This is a genomic window from Mesorhizobium sp. M0077 (assembly GCF_040322955.1).
Lineage (GTDB): Bacteria > Pseudomonadota > Alphaproteobacteria > Rhizobiales > Rhizobiaceae > Mesorhizobium.
Genome location: NZ_JAMYUL010000016.1, coordinates 32,279 through 48,132 on the forward strand (window position 1 = coordinate 32,279; position 15,854 = coordinate 48,132).

General features: G+C 62.2%; 20 protein-coding genes and 1 riboswitch. Of the genes, 3 read left to right on the forward strand and 17 right to left on the reverse strand.

Annotation, left to right across the window (positions count from 1 at the left end; translation table 11 throughout):
- From nuoK to NKJ57_RS25480, 17 genes are all read right to left on the reverse strand, one after another.
- The gene (gene nuoK, locus NKJ57_RS25400; RefSeq protein ID WP_023670810.1) at positions 1 to 309 is read right to left on the reverse strand and encodes an NADH-quinone oxidoreductase subunit NuoK; all 309 of its coding nucleotides are present in this window, start codon (positions 307 to 309) and stop codon (positions 1 to 3) included.
- 1 nt (position 310) lies between these two features.
- Positions 311 to 931: an NADH-quinone oxidoreductase subunit J gene (locus tag NKJ57_RS25405; protein WP_023690957.1), complete on the reverse strand. Its 621-nt coding sequence runs from the start codon at positions 929 to 931 to the stop codon at positions 311 to 313.
- Positions 932 to 1,054: 123 nt separating this feature from the next.
- A complete protein-coding gene (gene nuoI / locus NKJ57_RS25410; RefSeq protein ID WP_023670813.1) occupies positions 1,055 to 1,546 on the reverse strand; it encodes an NADH-quinone oxidoreductase subunit NuoI in 492 nt (163 codons plus the stop codon).
- Positions 1,543 to 1,800, reverse strand: a complete 258-nt coding sequence (locus NKJ57_RS25415; RefSeq protein WP_023670814.1) for a hypothetical protein — start codon at positions 1,798 to 1,800, stop codon at positions 1,543 to 1,545. Before NKJ57_RS25415 ends, nuoI begins: the two co-directional genes overlap by 4 nt.
- Entirely contained in the window at positions 1,800 to 2,843 is a 1,044-nt protein-coding gene (nuoH, locus tag NKJ57_RS25420) for an NADH-quinone oxidoreductase subunit NuoH (RefSeq protein ID WP_352513067.1), read from the reverse strand. Before nuoH ends, NKJ57_RS25415 begins: the two co-directional genes overlap by 1 nt.
- Positions 2,844 to 2,845: 2 nt before the next feature.
- Positions 2,846 to 4,927, reverse strand: a complete 2,082-nt coding sequence (gene nuoG, locus NKJ57_RS25425) for an NADH-quinone oxidoreductase subunit NuoG (RefSeq protein ID WP_352513065.1) — start codon at positions 4,925 to 4,927, stop codon at positions 2,846 to 2,848.
- Positions 4,927 to 5,208, reverse strand: a complete 282-nt coding sequence (locus NKJ57_RS25430; protein WP_352513064.1) for a pentapeptide repeat-containing protein — start codon at positions 5,206 to 5,208, stop codon at positions 4,927 to 4,929. The genes nuoG and NKJ57_RS25430 overlap by 1 nt, the downstream gene beginning before the upstream one ends.
- A gap of 11 nt (positions 5,209 to 5,219) precedes the next feature.
- Positions 5,220 to 5,912, reverse strand: a complete 693-nt coding sequence (locus NKJ57_RS25435; protein WP_352513062.1) for a helix-hairpin-helix domain-containing protein — start codon at positions 5,910 to 5,912, stop codon at positions 5,220 to 5,222.
- A 74-nt stretch (positions 5,913 to 5,986) separates the two neighbouring features.
- Positions 5,987 to 7,291: an NADH-quinone oxidoreductase subunit NuoF gene (nuoF, locus tag NKJ57_RS25440; RefSeq protein WP_023670819.1), complete on the reverse strand. Its 1,305-nt coding sequence runs from the start codon at positions 7,289 to 7,291 to the stop codon at positions 5,987 to 5,989.
- Between the two features lie 3 nt (positions 7,292 to 7,294).
- A complete protein-coding gene (locus NKJ57_RS25445; protein ID WP_023822168.1) occupies positions 7,295 to 7,498 on the reverse strand; it encodes a hypothetical protein in 204 nt (67 codons plus the stop codon).
- Positions 7,498 to 8,829 (reverse strand): NADH-quinone oxidoreductase subunit E, encoded by a 1,332-nt coding sequence (locus NKJ57_RS25450; protein ID WP_352513060.1) that lies wholly within the window; start codon positions 8,827 to 8,829, stop codon positions 7,498 to 7,500. The genes NKJ57_RS25445 and NKJ57_RS25450 overlap by 1 nt, the downstream gene beginning before the upstream one ends.
- On the reverse strand, positions 8,830 to 9,342 hold the full coding sequence (locus NKJ57_RS25455; RefSeq protein ID WP_352513058.1) for a DUF7674 family protein: 513 nt from the start codon (positions 9,340 to 9,342) through the stop codon (positions 8,830 to 8,832).
- Positions 9,342 to 10,532 carry an NADH-quinone oxidoreductase subunit D gene (locus NKJ57_RS25460; RefSeq protein WP_352513056.1) on the reverse strand — a complete coding sequence of 397 codons (1,191 nt, stop codon included), beginning with the start codon at positions 10,530 to 10,532 and terminating at the stop codon, positions 9,342 to 9,344. The genes NKJ57_RS25455 and NKJ57_RS25460 overlap by 1 nt, the downstream gene beginning before the upstream one ends.
- Before the next feature lie 66 nt (positions 10,533 to 10,598).
- A complete protein-coding gene (locus NKJ57_RS25465) occupies positions 10,599 to 10,976 on the reverse strand; it encodes a four helix bundle protein (RefSeq protein WP_031193090.1) in 378 nt (125 codons plus the stop codon).
- 33 nt (positions 10,977 to 11,009) lie between these two features.
- On the reverse strand, positions 11,010 to 11,612 hold the full coding sequence (locus NKJ57_RS25470; RefSeq protein ID WP_023670823.1) for an NADH-quinone oxidoreductase subunit C: 603 nt from the start codon (positions 11,610 to 11,612) through the stop codon (positions 11,010 to 11,012).
- Positions 11,613 to 11,616: 4 nt separating this feature from the next.
- Positions 11,617 to 12,198 (reverse strand): NuoB/complex I 20 kDa subunit family protein, encoded by a 582-nt coding sequence (locus NKJ57_RS25475; protein ID WP_023670824.1) that lies wholly within the window; start codon positions 12,196 to 12,198, stop codon positions 11,617 to 11,619.
- On the reverse strand, positions 12,189 to 12,554 hold the full coding sequence (locus tag NKJ57_RS25480) for an NADH-quinone oxidoreductase subunit A (protein ID WP_023670825.1): 366 nt from the start codon (positions 12,552 to 12,554) through the stop codon (positions 12,189 to 12,191). The genes NKJ57_RS25475 and NKJ57_RS25480 overlap by 10 nt, the downstream gene beginning before the upstream one ends.
- 327 nt (positions 12,555 to 12,881) lie before the next feature.
- Here NKJ57_RS25480 and NKJ57_RS25485 point away from each other — a divergent pair, with 327 nt between their 5' ends.
- The 3 genes from NKJ57_RS25485 to cobW all read left to right on the forward strand — a co-directional run bounded on the left by NKJ57_RS25485 (position 12,882) and on the right by cobW (position 15,840).
- Positions 12,882 to 14,084, forward strand: a complete 1,203-nt coding sequence (locus tag NKJ57_RS25485) for a winged helix-turn-helix domain-containing protein (RefSeq protein ID WP_352513054.1) — start codon at positions 12,882 to 12,884, stop codon at positions 14,082 to 14,084.
- 29 nt (positions 14,085 to 14,113) lie between these two features.
- Positions 14,114 to 14,318: riboswitch (cobalamin riboswitch) on the forward strand.
- A gap of 38 nt (positions 14,319 to 14,356) precedes the next feature.
- Positions 14,357 to 14,785: a DUF1636 family protein gene (locus tag NKJ57_RS25490; protein WP_352513052.1), complete on the forward strand. Its 429-nt coding sequence runs from the start codon at positions 14,357 to 14,359 to the stop codon at positions 14,783 to 14,785.
- A 2-nt stretch (positions 14,786 to 14,787) separates the two neighbouring features.
- Positions 14,788 to 15,840, forward strand: a complete 1,053-nt coding sequence (gene cobW, locus NKJ57_RS25495; RefSeq protein ID WP_352513050.1) for a cobalamin biosynthesis protein CobW — start codon at positions 14,788 to 14,790, stop codon at positions 15,838 to 15,840.
- Positions 15,841 to 15,854: the final 14 nt, after the last annotated feature.

The following is a 15,854-nucleotide window of genomic DNA, read 5'->3' on the forward strand; positions in this document are numbered from 1 at the left end:
TCAACCCTTCATCTGGTTCACGTCTTCGACCGCGATCGAGCCGCGGTTGCGGAAGAAGACGACGAGAATGGCAAGACCGATAGCCGCTTCGGCGGCCGCGACCGTCAGCACGAACAGGGCAAACACCTGGCCGACGAGATCGCCCAATGCCGCCGAGAAGGCGACGAAATTGATGTTGACCGCCAAAAGGATCAGCTCGATCGACATCAGGATGACGATGATGTTCCTGCGGTTCAGGAAGATGCCGAACACGCCCAGCGTGAACAGGATCGCCGATACGGTCAGGTAATGTGCGATGCCGACGACCATCTCAGAGCCCCTCGCCCGACTTGACCTTGCGGATTTCCATGCCTGTCGCCGGCGTGCGGCCGACCTGGGCGGCGATCGACTGCCGCTTGACCCCTTCCTTGTGGCGCAGCGTCAGGACGATGGCGCCGATCATGGCGACCAGCAGGATGAGGCCCGAAATCTGGAAGTAGTAGAGGTAGTCCGTATAGAGGATGTCGCCGAGTGCTGCGGTGTTCGTCCGCGCGGCAAGATCCGGGATGGGTTTGGAGACCGTCGAGGCCAGTTGCGGCGCGAAGGTGTAGCCGCCGAGCACCACGATCAGCTCGGCCGCCAGGATCAGCCCGACCAGCGCGCCGATCGGCGCATATTGCAGGGCGCCTTCCTTCATCTCGGCGAAGTCGACATCGAGCATCATGACGACGAACAGGAACAGCACCATGACCGCGCCGACATAGACGACGAGCAGGATCATCGCCAGGAACTCGGCGCCGGTCAGCATGAACAGGCCCGCGGCGTTAAAGAAGGTCAGGATCAGGAACAGCACGGAATGCACGGGGTTGCGCGACGAAATGACCATGAAGGCCGACGCCACCGCGACAAAGGCGAAGAGGTAGAAAAAGGCCGCCTCTAGTCCACTCAGCATTGGGGATCCCCCGGGTTCCTGTCCAAACAGGACATCCGTCCTGTTTGATTTCTGCGACCGCCTCCGGCCGGCAAGTTGCGTTGTCCTTAGACGAGGCCCCTCGCCCCGTCCATGCGTCAAATGTCAGCGGTAGGGCGAGTCCAGCGAGATGTTGCGCGCCAGTTCGCGCTCCCAGCGGTCGCCATTCGCCAGCAGCCTGTCCTTGTCGTAGTAAAGCTCTTCGCGCGTCTCCGTCGCGAACTCGAAATTCGGCCCCTCGACGATAGCGTCGACCGGGCAGGCTTCCTGGCAGAAGCCGCAATAGATGCACTTCACCATGTCGATGTCGTAGCGCACGGTGCGGCGCGTGCCGTCATTGCGGCGCGGGCCGGCCTCGATGGTGATCGCCTGCGCCGGACAGATCGCTTCGCACAATTTGCAGGCGATGCAGCGCTCTTCGCCATTGGGGTAACGGCGCAAAGCATGCTCGCCCCGGAAGCGCGGGCTGATCGGCCCCTTTTCGTGCGGATAGTTGATCGTCTCCTTCGGCGCGAAGAACTGGCGCATCGACAGGAAGAAGGCGCTGACGAAATCCTGCAGCAGCAGCGATTTTGCGGCTTGAGCAAGCGCACTCATTCGGCACCCCCAAAAATCTGTATTGCAGCGATGGCGCCGACAAACCCAAACAAAACAGGCATCAGGAAACGGTAAGCAAGTGTCGTCAGAGCAGCCAATTTCTGCTTGTCCCAGCTAAACACCGGGGCTCGATAGTTTGCTGCCAACCTTTGTTCCTGTTGCCGCAAGACGTAAGGAAGCACGACCAGATTGCCGAACAACGCCACGACTACGCCGGCAACTGCTCCCAAAAAACCAAGGGTGAAATCGCCCATCACGCAAACCCCGTGATCTTGAGGAAGGCCGCGGTGGCAACGACCATGAACAGGGAGATCGGCAGGAACACTTTCCAGCCCAGCCGCATCAGCTGGTCGTAGCGGTAGCGCGGCACGAAGGCCTTCACCATCGAGAACATGAAGAACATCAGGCAGATCTTGAGCACGAACCAGATCACGCCGGGCACCCAGGTGAAGGGGGCGAAGTCGAAGGGCGGCAGCCAGCCGCCGAGGAACAGGATGGTGGCCAGCGCGCACATCATCACCACGGCGACATATTCGCCGAGGAAGAACAACAGGAACGGCGTCGACGAATATTCGACCATATGGCCGGCGACCAATTCAGACTCGGCTTCCACCAGGTCGAAGGGCGGGCGGTTGGTCTCGGCCAGCGCCGAGATGAAGAAAATGACGAACATCGGGAACAGCGCCAGCCAGTGCCAGTCGAGGAAGCTGTTGGGCAGGCCAAGCTTGGTGCCCAGACCGTCCTGCTGCGATAGCACGATGTCCGACAGGTTGAGCGAGCCGACGCAGAGCAGCACGGTGACGATGACGAAGCCGATCGAGACTTCGTAGGACACCATCTGCGCCGCCGAGCGCAGCGCGCCGAGGAACGGGTATTTCGAGTTGGACGCCCAGCCGCCCATGATCACGCCATAGACCTCGAGCGAGGAGATGGCGAAGACGTAGAGGATGCCGACATTGACGTTGGCGATTGCCCAGCCGGCATGGATGGGAATGACCGCCCAGGCCGAGATCGCCAGCACGGCCGACACCAGCGGCGCCAGCAGGAACACGCCCTTGTTGGCGCCGGACGGAATGACCGGTTCCTTGAAGACGAATTTCAGCAGATCGGCGAAGGCCTGCAGCGTGCCCCAGGGGCCGACGACGTTCGGGCCGCGGCGCAGCTGCACCGCCGCCCAGATCTTGCGGTCGGCGTAAAGCAGGTAGGCGACCCCGATCAGCAAAACGACGATCAGCACGACCGACTTCAAAATGATGATCAGCGCCGGCAGCACGTAGAAGGAGAAGAAAGTGTCCATATCTACTCTGCCGCCTGCCTGAAGCCGTTTTTCGCCAGCGCCGAGCATTCCGCCATGACGGCGGAGGCCCGCGCGATCGGGTTGGTCAAATAGAAATCCGTGACCGGCGAGGTGAAAGTGCCCTTGTTCAGCCGCCCGCCGAGCTTCGCCACCCTGGCGATGTCGTCGGGGTTGCCTGAGACAACATGGTCGATGTGGGCGAGATGCGGATATTCGCCATAGAGCCTGGCGCGCAGTTGCTGCAGCGAATCGAATGGCAGTTTCTTGCCGAGCACATCGGACAATGCCCTCAGGATCGCCCAGTCTTCGCGCGCGTCACCCGGCGCGAAGCCCGCGCGGTTGGTCTGCTGCACGCGTCCCTCGGTGTTGACATAGGTGCCGGACTTTTCGGTGTAGGCGGCTCCCGGCAGGATGACATTGGCGCGGTGCGCGCCGGCGTCGCCATGCGTGCCGACATAGACGACGAAGGCGCCGCCGGTCTTGGACATGTCGATCTCGTCGGCGCCGAGCAGGAACAGAACGTCGCTCTCCCCCAGCATGCCGGCGACGTTCTTGCCGCCCTTGCCAGGCACGAAGCCGACATCCAGGCCGCCGACGCGCGCGGCCGCAGTGTGCAGCACGGCAAAGCCGTTCCAGTCGGCGCGGGCAGCGTTGACGGCGGTGGCGAGTTTCGCCGCCTGGCCGAGCACCGCCGCGCCGTCGGCACGCGACAGCGCGCCCTGGCCGACGATGATCAGCGGATGCGTCGCCTTCTTCAGCACCTGGAAGAACTTGCCATTGCCGTCGGCCAGGTCTTTCAGCGACTCCGGACCGGCGCCGAGCTGTTCGTAGTCGTAACGCGTGTCGCCGACCTCGCCGATGACGCCGACCGGCAGATTGCCGATCCGCCAGCGCTTGCGGATGCGGGCATTGAGCACCGAGGCCTCGAAGCGCGGATTGGCGCCGATGATCAGCACCGCGTCGGCCTGCTCGATGCCCTCGATGGTGGGGTTGAAGATGTAGCTGGCGCGGCCGAGCGCGGGATCGAGTGCGGCGCCGTCCTGGCGGCAATCGGTGTTCTTCGAGCCCAACGCAGCCATAAGCTGCTTCAGCGCGTAGATTTCCTCGACGGCGGCAAGATCGCCCGCAATCGCGCCGATTTTCTCGGGCGCAGCATTCGACACCGCATCCCTGATCGCAACGAACGCTTCGGCCCAGCTGGCCGGCGCCAACTTTCCGTCCTTGCGGACATAGGGGCGGTCGAGGCGCTGCGTGCGCAATCCGTCCCATATGAAGCGGGTCTTGTCGGAAATCCACTCCTCGTTCACCGCTTCATTGACGCGCGGCAGGATGCGCATCACCTCGCGGCCGCGGCTGTCGACGCGGATTGCCGAGCCGACGGCGTCCATGACGTCGATGGATTCTGTCTTGGTCAGCTCCCACGGCCGTGCCTGAAAGGCGAAAGGCTTGGAGGTCAGCGCGCCGACCGGGCAGAGGTCGATGACATTGCCCTGCAGCTCCGAGGTCATGGCGCTTTCGAGATAGGTGGTGATCTCGGCATCCTCGCCGCGGCCGATCAGGCCAAGCTCGGAAATGCCCGCAACTTCCGTGGTGAAGCGAACGCAGCGCGTGCAGTGGATGCAGCGGTTCATAACCGTCTTGACCAATGGGCCGATATACTTGTCTTCGACCGCGCGCTTGTTCTCGTGATAGCGCGAGGAATCGACGCCGAAGGCCATCGCCTGGTCCTGCAGGTCGCATTCGCCGCCCTGGTCGCAGATCGGGCAATCCAGCGGATGGTTGATCAAAAGGAATTCCATCACGCCTTCGCGGGCCTTCTTGACCATCGGCGTGTTGGTGAAGATTTCAGGCGCCTCGCCATTCGGACCCGGACGCAGGTCGCGCACATTCATGGCGCAGGAGGCCTGCGGTTTGGGCGGCCCGCCCTTCACCTCGATCAGGCACATGCGGCAATTGCCGGCGATCGACAGCCGCTCATGGAAGCAGAATCGCGGCACTTCCGCGCCGGCGTCCTCGGCCGCCTGCAGCAGCGTGTAGTGGTCGGGTACAGTGATCTCTTTCCCGTCGACCTTGAGCTTTGCCATCAATTGCCCCCGGCGGTCTGCGCCGTCTCATATGCCTGAAACAGATCGCTCAGCCTGATGCCATTGATCATCATGCCGGCGACTTCAGCGTTTTCTATCTTCAAATTGCTCATATTCACATTGCTGAAAAACGCGTCCGAGAGGTTCGCGTCCTCCACAACGGCCGCCGACAGGTCGACGTTGTGAAACTGCGTGTTCGACAAGTTCACATCGTCAAATCTGGAGTTGCTGACGATGGCATTGCGCACATCGAGAACATCGCTCCTGTCGTGGATCTCCATGCCTGCCACCCCTACTTCTTCGCCTTGGCGGCCAGCGTCAGCGCCGCGGCCTGGCGGGTCCACTCGTCGCGGCCGATACGGCCGGTGAGCGACAGGTAGTCCTCGACCCAGGCGATCTCTTCTGGCGCCCAGGCGGCGATCTGGGCAAAGGTCCAGATGCCGAGGCCGTTCAGCACCTTTTCCAGCTTCGGCCCAACGCCGGTGATCGCCTTGAGATCCGACGGCTTGGCCGGACGAGCCACGGCCTTGGGCTGTCTGAAATCCTCCGGCATCAATCCGATCGTTGCGCCTTCGGCGACGGCCTCGGTCTTCTCCGACTCGGCATCGAGGGTGAGAGCGGCAATATCGGTCAGATCCTGGGCAAAAGTCTGCGCCTCGGCGATCAGGGTTCTGGTCGCCGCGCGCGCCTTGGTGGCGGGGGCGGTCTCGGCGAACCCTTGGCTGCGCAGTTCGAAATCGTCGATGATCGGCTGGAAAATCCGCTGCGATGCCTCGGCAGCACCCGACAAGGCGCCTAGCCACACGCCAAAGGCATGGTTGGCAAGGCCAAAGCCCAGCGCCGACATCGCGGCGGCACCCGCGACAGGATGCGCGAGAAGGTTGACGGCGCTGGCCATCTCCTTCGGCATCATCCTGGTCAAATCCTGGTTCATCTTCTCAAGCTGGTCCAAATTGGGCATCAAAGGGTTCGAATACGGCGCCATAGACATCTCCTGGTCGTTTCTTCGTCTTCCCCGCCCCTATATTTCGGTCCCGGGCTTGCGCCCGTATTTTAAATCTACTCCGCCGCCACCATCACCGGTTCGGCCCGGTGCGCGTTGCGGGAAAACTCGTCGATGCGCCGCTCCACCTCGCCGCGGAAATGCCGCATCAGGCCCTGGATCGGCCATGCCGCGGCGTCGCCCAGCGCACAGATCGTATGGCCCTCCACCTGCTTGGTGACGTCGAGCAGCATGTCGATCTCGCGCTTCTGCGCCTCGCCGCGCACCAGCCGCTCCATCACCCGCCACATCCAGCCGGTGCCTTCGCGGCATGGCGTGCACTGGCCGCAGCTCTCATGCTTGTAGAAATAGGAAAGCCTGGCGATCGCCTTCACGATATCGGTCGACTTGTCCATGACGATGACAGCCGCCGTGCCGAGGCCGGATTTAAGGTCGCGCAAAGCATCGAAATCCATCGGCGCATCGATGATCTGCTCGGCCGGCACCAGCGGCACCGAAGCGCCGCCCGGAATGACCGCGAGGAGATTGTCCCAGCCGCCGCGAATGCCACCGCAATGCGTCTCGATCAGCTCGCGGAACGGGATCGACATCGCCTCCTCGACGGTGCACGGATTGTTGACGTGGCCCGAGATGCAAAACAGCTTGGTGCCGACATTGTTGGGCCGGCCGAAGGACGAGAACCAGGCGGCGCCACGGCGCAAAATTGTCGGCGCCACCGCAATCGACTCGACATTGTTCACGGTTGTCGGACAACCGTACAAGCCGACATTGGCCGGGAATGGCGGCTTCAGCCGGGGCTGGCCCTTCTTGCCTTCGAGGCTTTCCAGAAGTGCTGTTTCCTCTCCACATATATAGGCGCCGGCGCCGTGATGCATGTAGATGTCGAAATCGTAGCCGGACGTGTTGTTCTTGCCGATCAGCCTGGCCTCGTAGGCCTCGTCGATGGCGCGCTGCAGCGCCTCGCGCTCGCGGATGAACTCGCCGCGCACATAGATGTAGGCGGCGACCGCGCCCATGGCGAAGCCGGCGATGAACGAGCCCTCGACCAGCGTGTGCGGATCGTTGCGCAGGATATCGCGGTCCTTGCACGTGCCGGGCTCGGATTCGTCGGCGTTGACAACGAGATAACTCGGCCTTCCATCGCTCTGCTTGGGCATGAACGACCATTTCAGCCCGGTCGGGAAACCGGCGCCGCCACGGCCGCGCAGGCCTGACGCCTTCATCTCGTTGACGATCCACTCGCGCCCCTTGGCGATGATGCCGGGCGTGTTGTCCCAAGCGCCGCGCGCCATGGCGCCGGCCAGCGACTTATCGAACAGGCCGTAGATGTTGTTGAAGATGCGGTCTTTGTCGGCCAGCATGACTTACCTCTTTCCCCGCAAGACGATCGAGAACCACACCAGCACGCCCATGCCGGTCGCGGCCATCGATTCCAGGGTATCCGAAAACGGCAATTCGACGAGGCGCCGGAGCCCCTCCAGAAGGATGTTGGCAGCAGCGATGCAGATAACGCCGATGACAATGCTGCGCAGCGTCAGCAAAGATCCGGTGCTTTGCGCTTCAGCCATCAACGTGGCTCCTTGCCGAAGACGCGGATGTATTCGGCGACGCCGCCCTTGGCGAGCGCCTTGGCCTGCTTGCCCCAGTCGTCGCGCTCGATGCGGCCCTGGAAAGCGAGATATCCATCCACCCAGTCGCGCTCGGCCTTATTCCAGGATGCGACCTGTGTGAAGGTGAAGATGCCAAGCGAATGAAGGATGCCCTCGATCTTCGGGCCGATGCCCGAGATCAGCTTGAGATCGTCGACCGCGGCCGGCCTGTCGATTCCGGCCGGACGGTTCTTGTCCTCGAGCGACGGCTTTGCGGGCCTGGCTGCCGGCGCCTTGACGGCCGGGGCCACCGCGGCCTTGACCGCTGGCGCCTTGAATTCCGGCGCGGTGAAGGCAGTTGCCGGCGTGGCGGTGGTCTTCGGGCCATTACGCTGCTTGGCGACCTTCTCGACTTCAGGCGCCGCGGTGTTGGCGTTGGCGGCCGAATGCAGGGGCGCCGGGACGCTCGCCGCTTTTTCCGCCGCCGGTGCAACCTTGGCCCTGGAGGGCGACTTCAACGCCGAGCTGGTTTCCGGCGCATCGGTTTTCGGTTTGCCGGCGTTGGATGGCGCGACCGGGGCGGCCGCTGCAGGAGCGGCAGGCGCCGGAACAGGCGCTGCAATGATCGCGTCGGGCGCCGCGTGGGCAGCCTTGCTCGCCGCCCTGGCTTCCTTGTCGCGCGTCGCTTTGAGGATCGCCTTTTCGCTCTTCAGCGTCGTCAGGCCAGGCGCCGGCTCCGAGCCGGTTCTGCCGTTTTGCGGTCCCGTGGGAACCGAGGCCCCCTTGCCTGCATCATAAAGATCGATGATTTCGGCCAGCCGCTCAGGCGTCAGATCCTCGAACGTGTCCTTGAAGACCATCACCATCGGCGCGTTGACGCAGGCGCCGAGGCATTCGACTTCCTCCCACGACAGTGTGCCCTTGTCGTTGGTGTGGAACTGGTCGTGATGGATTTTCGAGCGGCACACATCCATCAGCGCTTCCGAGCCGCGCAGCATGCAGGGCGTGGTGCCGCAGACCTGTATATGCGCGCGCGTGCCGACCGGATTGAGTTGGTACTGCGTGTAGAAGGTCGCGACCTCAAGCCCGCGAATGCGCGGCATGCCGAGCATATCCGAAATCGTCTCGATCGCCGCCTTGGTGACCCAGCCTTCCTGCTCCTGCGCAATCATCAGCAAGGGAATGATCGCCGACTGCTCGCGACCCTTCGGATATTTCTTGATCCATTGCTTCGCGACCGCCGCATTCGCCCGGTTGAAGGCGAAGGTGGCTGGCTGGACGCTTGCATCTGCGAGACGGCGGACTGACATTTAGCGATCGGGCCCCTGCTCTGCTACGAGAGCTATTGCGGTTTCACATTCTTTCTGATGAGAAAACGGAATGCGTTCGGCAGATCGAGCAACACTCGCAAATCGCTCTGCGGGCAACGTGTATTGCCACAGTCCCAGAACGGTTTGCCTTACTTGAGGCGAGATCCATGCCATGACCGCATCAGCGTCGATGTCATCGTCGAACAAGTGCTCGTAAAAAGCGACACCAGCCGCATTCCAAATCTGTTTGTTCGGGTGAACGGCAGCCCATTGGGCGAACCCATGCATTCTACCCAGCTTGTCGTCGTCATTCTCGCGGTGGGCAAGGCGCGCCTTGGGTAGCAGGGTAAAAAAGAAGTCATAGATCGAACAGTGCTGAGTCGAGTTGTAAGAAGCCTCGGCGAACTCGACCGGCAGCATGGCTTTTGCCAATTCGCGCCACCGCGGTAGGGCAGCGTCCGCATTCCCTCGAACACCGACCTGAGAGCGCACTGTAGGATTGGCTGCCGCCATCACCGATCAACCTCCCCGAAGACGATATCGAGGGAACCCAACACGGCGGTGACGTCGGCCAGCATATGGCCGCGGCAGAGGAAATCCATGGCTTGCAGATGCGCGAAGCCGGGCGCGCGCAGCTTGCAGCGGTAGGGTTTGTTGGTGCCGTCGGAGACGAGATAGACCCCGAACTCGCCCTTCGGCGCCTCGACGGCGGCATAGACCTCGCCGGCCGGCACGCGATAGCCCTCGGTGTAGAGCTTGAAGTGATGGATCAGCGCTTCCATCGAGCGCTTCATCGCCTGCCGCTTGGGCGGCACCACCTTGCCGTCAAGGTTGGACACCGGCCCGACGCTTTCCTTGCCAAGCAAGAGGTCGACGCACTGGCGCATGATCTTTGCCGACTGGCGCATCTCTTCCATGCGCACTAGGTAGCGGTCGTAGCAGTCGCCGTTCTTGCCGATCGGGATGTCGAAATCCATCTCGGAATAGCATTCATAAGGCTGCGACTTGCGCAAATCCCAGGCCGCACCCGAGCCGCGCACCATGACGCCGGAAAAACCCCAGGCCCAGGCGTCGGCCAGCGACACGATACCGATATCGGCATTGCGCTGCTTGAAGATGCGGTTGCCGGTAAGCAGCTTGTCGAGGTCGTCAAGCGACTTCAGGAACGGGTCGATCCACTTGCCGATGTCCTCGACCAGCTTCGCCGGCAGATCCTGGTGCACACCGCCCGGACGGAAATAGGCCGCGTGCATGCGCGAACCGGAAGCGCGCTCATAAAACACCATCAGCTTTTCGCGTTCGACGAAACCCCACAGCGGCGGCGTCAGCGCGCCGATATCCAGCGCCTGCGTCGTCACATTGAGGATGTGCGACATGATGCGGCTGAGCTCGGAATAGAGCACGCGGATCAACTGGCCGCGCTTCGGCACTTCGATGCCGAGCAACCGCTCGGTGGCGAGCGCGAAGGCATGCTCCTGGTTCATCGGAGCGCAATAATCGAGCCGGTCGAGATAGGGCACCGCCTGCAGATAGGTCTTGTGCTCGATCAGCTTTTCGGTGCCGCGATGGAGTAGGCCGATATGCGGATCGACGCGATCCACGACCTCGCCGTCCAGCTCCAGCACAAGACGCAAAACACCGTGCGCCGCAGGGTGCTGCGGTCCGAAGTTGATGTTAAAGTTGCGGACGGAGGTTTCAGCCATTCTGGCGCCTCTGGCGAAGAGTCAGTAGTGAGTAGTGAGTAGTGATCATCAATCTCAATGCCTGCTTCATTCCGCCTGCTTGGCCTGCACCGTTCGGATAAGAGATCTCATCATTTTTCCAATCTCTTCGCATCGCAGCAGCAGCTCAATCTCATTGTCTTTTCGCAGCAGGCCAACCCGACATGCCAGCAGTATGTGTGTCTCCAGTTCCTTCAACGAGCCTTGCGCCATGCGCAAAAATTGAACGAACGACCCTCTGTTCTCCCGACCGTATCCCTCCGCGACGTTCGCTGCGACCGAAACCGCCGATCGGCGCATCTGAGAGGTCATGCCGTAAATCTCATCCCTCGGAAACTCTTTGGTGAAACGGTAGCAATCCTCAGCAAGCGTCATCGCCGATTGCCACACCTTCAAGTCGCGATAAGATTCGATCCGTTGCTCCAAATCTTTTGCTACTGACTACTCACTACTTCCTACTCACTGTTTCGCCTTCTCATCGCCCGGCAGGACGTAATCCGTCCCTTCCCATGGCGAAAGAAAATCGAAATTGCGGAATTCCTGCTTCAGTTCCACAGGCTCGTAGATGACGCGCTTGGCTTCGTCGTCGTAGCGCACCTCGACGAAACCTGTCAGCGGGAAGTCCTTGCGCAGGGGATGGCCCTCGAAACCGTAATCCGTGAGGATGCGGCGCAGGTCCGGATGGCCGGAGAACAGCACGCCATAGAGATCGTAGGCTTCGCGCTCATACCAGTCGGCGCCGGGATAGACAGCGGTGAGCGACGGCACCAGCGTCTCTTCGTCGGCCTGCACCTTGATGCGGATGCGCAAATTCTGCTTCGGCGACAGCAGATGATAGACGACATCGAAACGCTTGACGCGCGACGGGTAGTCGGCGCCGCAGATATCGATGATCGAAATGAACTGGCAGCCCGAATCGTCACGCAGGAAGCTTGTCACCTCGATCAGATTGTCTGTAGCAACCGAGATCGTCAGTTCGCCATAGGCAAGCACTGCATCGGTGACGCGGCCCGGCAGCTTTTCGCCGAGATAGGTCGACAGTTCGCTCAGGGATGCGGCCATGGGTCTACCGTTCGATCGTGCCGGTGCGGCGGATCTTCTTCTGCAGGAGAAGAATGCCGTAGAGCAGCGCTTCGGCGCTTGGCGGGCAGCCGGGCACATAGATGTCGACCGGCACGATGCGGTCGCAGCCGCGCACCACCGAATAGGAATAGTGATAATAGCCGCCGCCATTGGCGCAGGAGCCCATCGAGATGACGTAGCGCGGCTCCGGCATCTGGTCGTAGACCTTGCGCAAAGCCGGGGCCATCTTGTTGGTCAGCGTTCCCGCCACGATCATGATGTCGGACTGGCGCGGCGACGCGCGAGGAGCCACGCCAAACCTTTCAGAATCATAGCGCGGCATCGAGGTGTGGATCATCTCGACGGCGCAGCAGGCGAGACCGAAGGTCATGAACATCAGCGAGCCGCTGCGTGCCCAGGTGATCAGCGCCTCGGTCGAGGTGACCAGAAAACCCTTGTCGGCCAGTTCATTGTTGATCTCGAGGAAGAACGGATCGTCGGAACCGACCGGACGTCCGGTATTGGGGTCGATCAGGCCTTTGGGCTTCGGCGCGACGAGCGTTCCGGAACTGTCGTTCAATCCCATTCCAGCGCTCCTTTTTTCCACTCATAGGCAAAGCCGATGGTCAGCACCGCCAAAAACACCATCATCGACCAGAAACCGAGCATGCCGATCTTCGAGAACGACACCGCCCACGGAAACAGGAAGGCCACTTCCAGATCGAAGATGATGAACAGGATCGACACCAGGTAGAAGCGGATGTCGAATTTCATCCGGGCATCGTCGAACGAGTTGAACCCGCACTCGTAGGCGGAAAGCTTCTCCGGATCGGGATTGCGATAAGCCACCAGAAACGGCGCTATGATAAGCGCCAGGCCTACAACCGCGGCCACGGCGATGAAGAGGACGATGGGCAGGTATGAACTGAGGAGTACGTTCATGCTCGGCTTTCCGTTGGCGGCCAATCCACTTTGATTACAGCAACCAACCCTAATGCGGAAGCGCGACAGTTTAACCGCTGAACCGTTTTAGGTGCCTTTGCTGCAACGCGGCGAGGGTTAGCGCACGGCTTTCAGCGAAGCAAGTCAAACCTTGTTCAAAAGACAGTGCTGGACGGCAGGCCGGGAAAAACTGGTCCGATCTCCTCCTGTTTGATTTCCTTCATCTTTCACTCCAGTTTTGTCTCCTGACACATCTCCCGCCATTTGCCTGCTAGCATCACCGGAATCGCCGGCTAAAGTCGGGAAAATGGTTCGAGGCAAGACACTTTGACGAAGGACAAAATCTCACTCCCGACGGCCAGGCGCATCGCGCTCGCCGCGCAAGGATTTCTCGATCCGCGCCCGGGCGGCACGCCCGATCGCCGCCACCTCGCCCGCGTGCTGTCGCGCACCGGCTTGCTGCAGATCGATTCCGTCAGCGCGGTGGTGCGCGCCCACTATATCCCGCTCTATTCGCGGCTTGGCCCCTACCCGCTGGCTTTGCTCGACAATGCGGCCATCACCCGCAAACGCACGGTGTTCGAATACTGGGCGCATGAGGCCTCGTTCCTGCCGGTCGAGACCTACCCGCTGATGCGCTGGCGCATGCAGCGCGCTGAAAGCGGCGACGAAATGTATCTGGGCCTCGCCAAATGGGGCCGCGAGCACGCCGCCTATATCGAAGAGATCTACCGCGCGGTCGCCGAGCGCGGCCCGATTGCCGCTTCGGCACTGGAGGGCCAGAAAGGTTCGGGCGGCTGGTGGGGCTGGAGCCACGCCAAGCACGCCTTCGAATGGCTCTTCTGGGCCGGACGCATCACCACGGCGCACCGCCGTGGCTTCGAGCGTTTCTACGACCTGCCCGAGCGCGTGCTGCCGCAGGCGATCCTCGACCTGCCGGTGCCGGCGGCCGAGGACGCGCACCGCGAATTGCTGCGCATTTCCGCCCGCGCCCACGGCATCGCGACGTCGGGTGACCTGCGCGATTATTTCCGCTTGTCGCCGGCCGACATGAAGGGCCGGCTGGAGGAACTGGTCGAGATGGGCGAACTGCTGCCGGTAAACGTCGAAGGCTGGGACAAGCCGGCTTACCTCTATAGGGACGCCCGCCTGCCGCGAAAGATCGAGGCCCGCGCCTTGCTGGCCCCCTTCGATCCGGTGGTCTTCGAGCGCGCGCGCACCGAGCGTCTCTTCGATTTCCGCTACCGCATCGAGATCTACACCCCGGCCGACAAGCGGCAATATGGCTATTACGTGCTGCCTTTCCTGCTCGGCGACAAGATCGTCGCCCGCGTCGACCTCAAGGCCGACCGTCCCGCCGGCGTGCTGCGCGTCCACGCCGCCTACGCCGAACCCGGCGCGCCGCCGGAGACAGCTGCAGAGTTGTTCGAGGAATTGAAGCAGATGCAGGGCTGGCTTGGCCTTGAGCGCGTCGAAGTGACGCCGGCCGGCAATTTGGGGAAGCCTTTGGCCGACATCGCCATGTCGTAGCCGTGCGTTGACACAACTCCCCGCAACAGCCTAAATCCGTTCCAGACGGTCCCCTGCCCGCAACGGCAAGGGCCAAGAGGGAATGCGGTACGGGACGAAAATCCCAAATCCGCGGCTGTCCCCGCAACTGTAAGCGAAGAGCCAAGGCCGAAAGCCACTGGGTAACACCGGGAAGGCGGCTAACCAAGGCGATGACCCGCGAGCCAGGAGACCTGCCGTCTGAGACAAAGTATCCGATCGCCTGGCGGGTTTCCGGGCAAGGAGCACGGTTTTTGGACCAGAACAGCAGTTTTTCGGCTGGCACAGCGGATGTTTCGTCTGCCGATAGCGACGCGTTGGCTGGCGTGACCGTCATCGTCTGCGCCTCATGCCGCGATGAAACCGGCTCAGACGCTCACCCCCGCGCCGGCGAACTGCTGGCCGACGACACGCGCCTCGCGGCTGCCGATGACAACATCCGCGTCCGCACCGCCGAATGTCTCGGCAATTGCAAGCGCCGGCTGAGCGCTGCCATCCTGCGTGACGGCTGCTGGAGCTATGTCTTCGGCGATCTGACCGCAACCAGCGGCGCCGACCTCGTCACCGGCGCAAAGCTCTTCGCGACTTCGGCCGACGGCCTCATCCCGTGGCGCGGCCGGCCCGATAGCCTCAAGCGCGGCCTCGTTGCCCGCATCCCACCCCTCGATACGCTGAAGGACTGACGATGAACGCTTCAAACCCGGCCGGCAATCTCTCCCGTGTTCCCTGCACCGTCGTCACCGGCTTTCTCGGCGCCGGCAAGACGACGCTGGTCCGCCATCTCCTGGAAAACGCCGGGGGCAAGCGCATCGCCATCATCGTCAACGAGTTCGGCGACATCGGCATCGACGGCGAAATCCTGAAAGGCTGCGGCATCGACACCTGCCCCGAGGAAAACATCGTCGAACTCGCCAATGGCTGCATCTGCTGTACAGTCGCCGACGATTTCGTGCCCGCCCTCGACAAGATTCTCGCGCTGACGCCGAAGGTTGACCACATCCTGATCGAGACCTCGGGCCTGGCTCTGCCCAAGCCGCTGGTCCAGGCGTTCCAGTGGCCGAGCGTGAAGAGCCGGGTAACCGTCGACGGTGTCATCGCCGTGGTAGACGGCCCGGCGCTGGCCGAAGGCCGCGTCGCCAACGACATGGACGCTTTGCAGGCACAGCGCGCTCAGGACGAGACGCTCGACCACGACGATCCGGTCGAAGAAGTCTTCGAGGACCAGATCGCCTGCGCCGATTTGATCATCCTGTCGAAGAGCGATCTAATGGACGCCCCCGGTTCGGCCCGCGCCAACGCCATCATCAATGAACATTCCGCCCGCGCCGTGAAGATCGTGCCGACCGCACATGGCAAGCTCGATCCCTCGGTGCTGCTCGGCCTCGGCCTCGCCGTCGAGGACGACATCGAGAACCGCAAATCGCACCATGACGGCGCCTTCGACCACGAGCATGACGATTTCGACACCTTCATCGTCGACATCCCCTCGATCACCAACCCGGACGAACTGGCCAAGCGCGTCGCCACGGTTGCCGAGGAACAGAATGTGCTGCGTGTGAAAGGCTTCGTCGATGTCGGCGGCAAGCCGATGCGGCTTTTGCTGCAGGCCGTCGGCCCGCGCGTCAATCATTACTATGACCGCGCCTGGGCGGCTGAGGACGACCGCCGCTCGCGTCTTGTCGTCATTGGCCTGAAAGGACTGAACCGCCCGGCGATCGAGCGTATACTCGCCGGCTGATCCAAACCACGAGC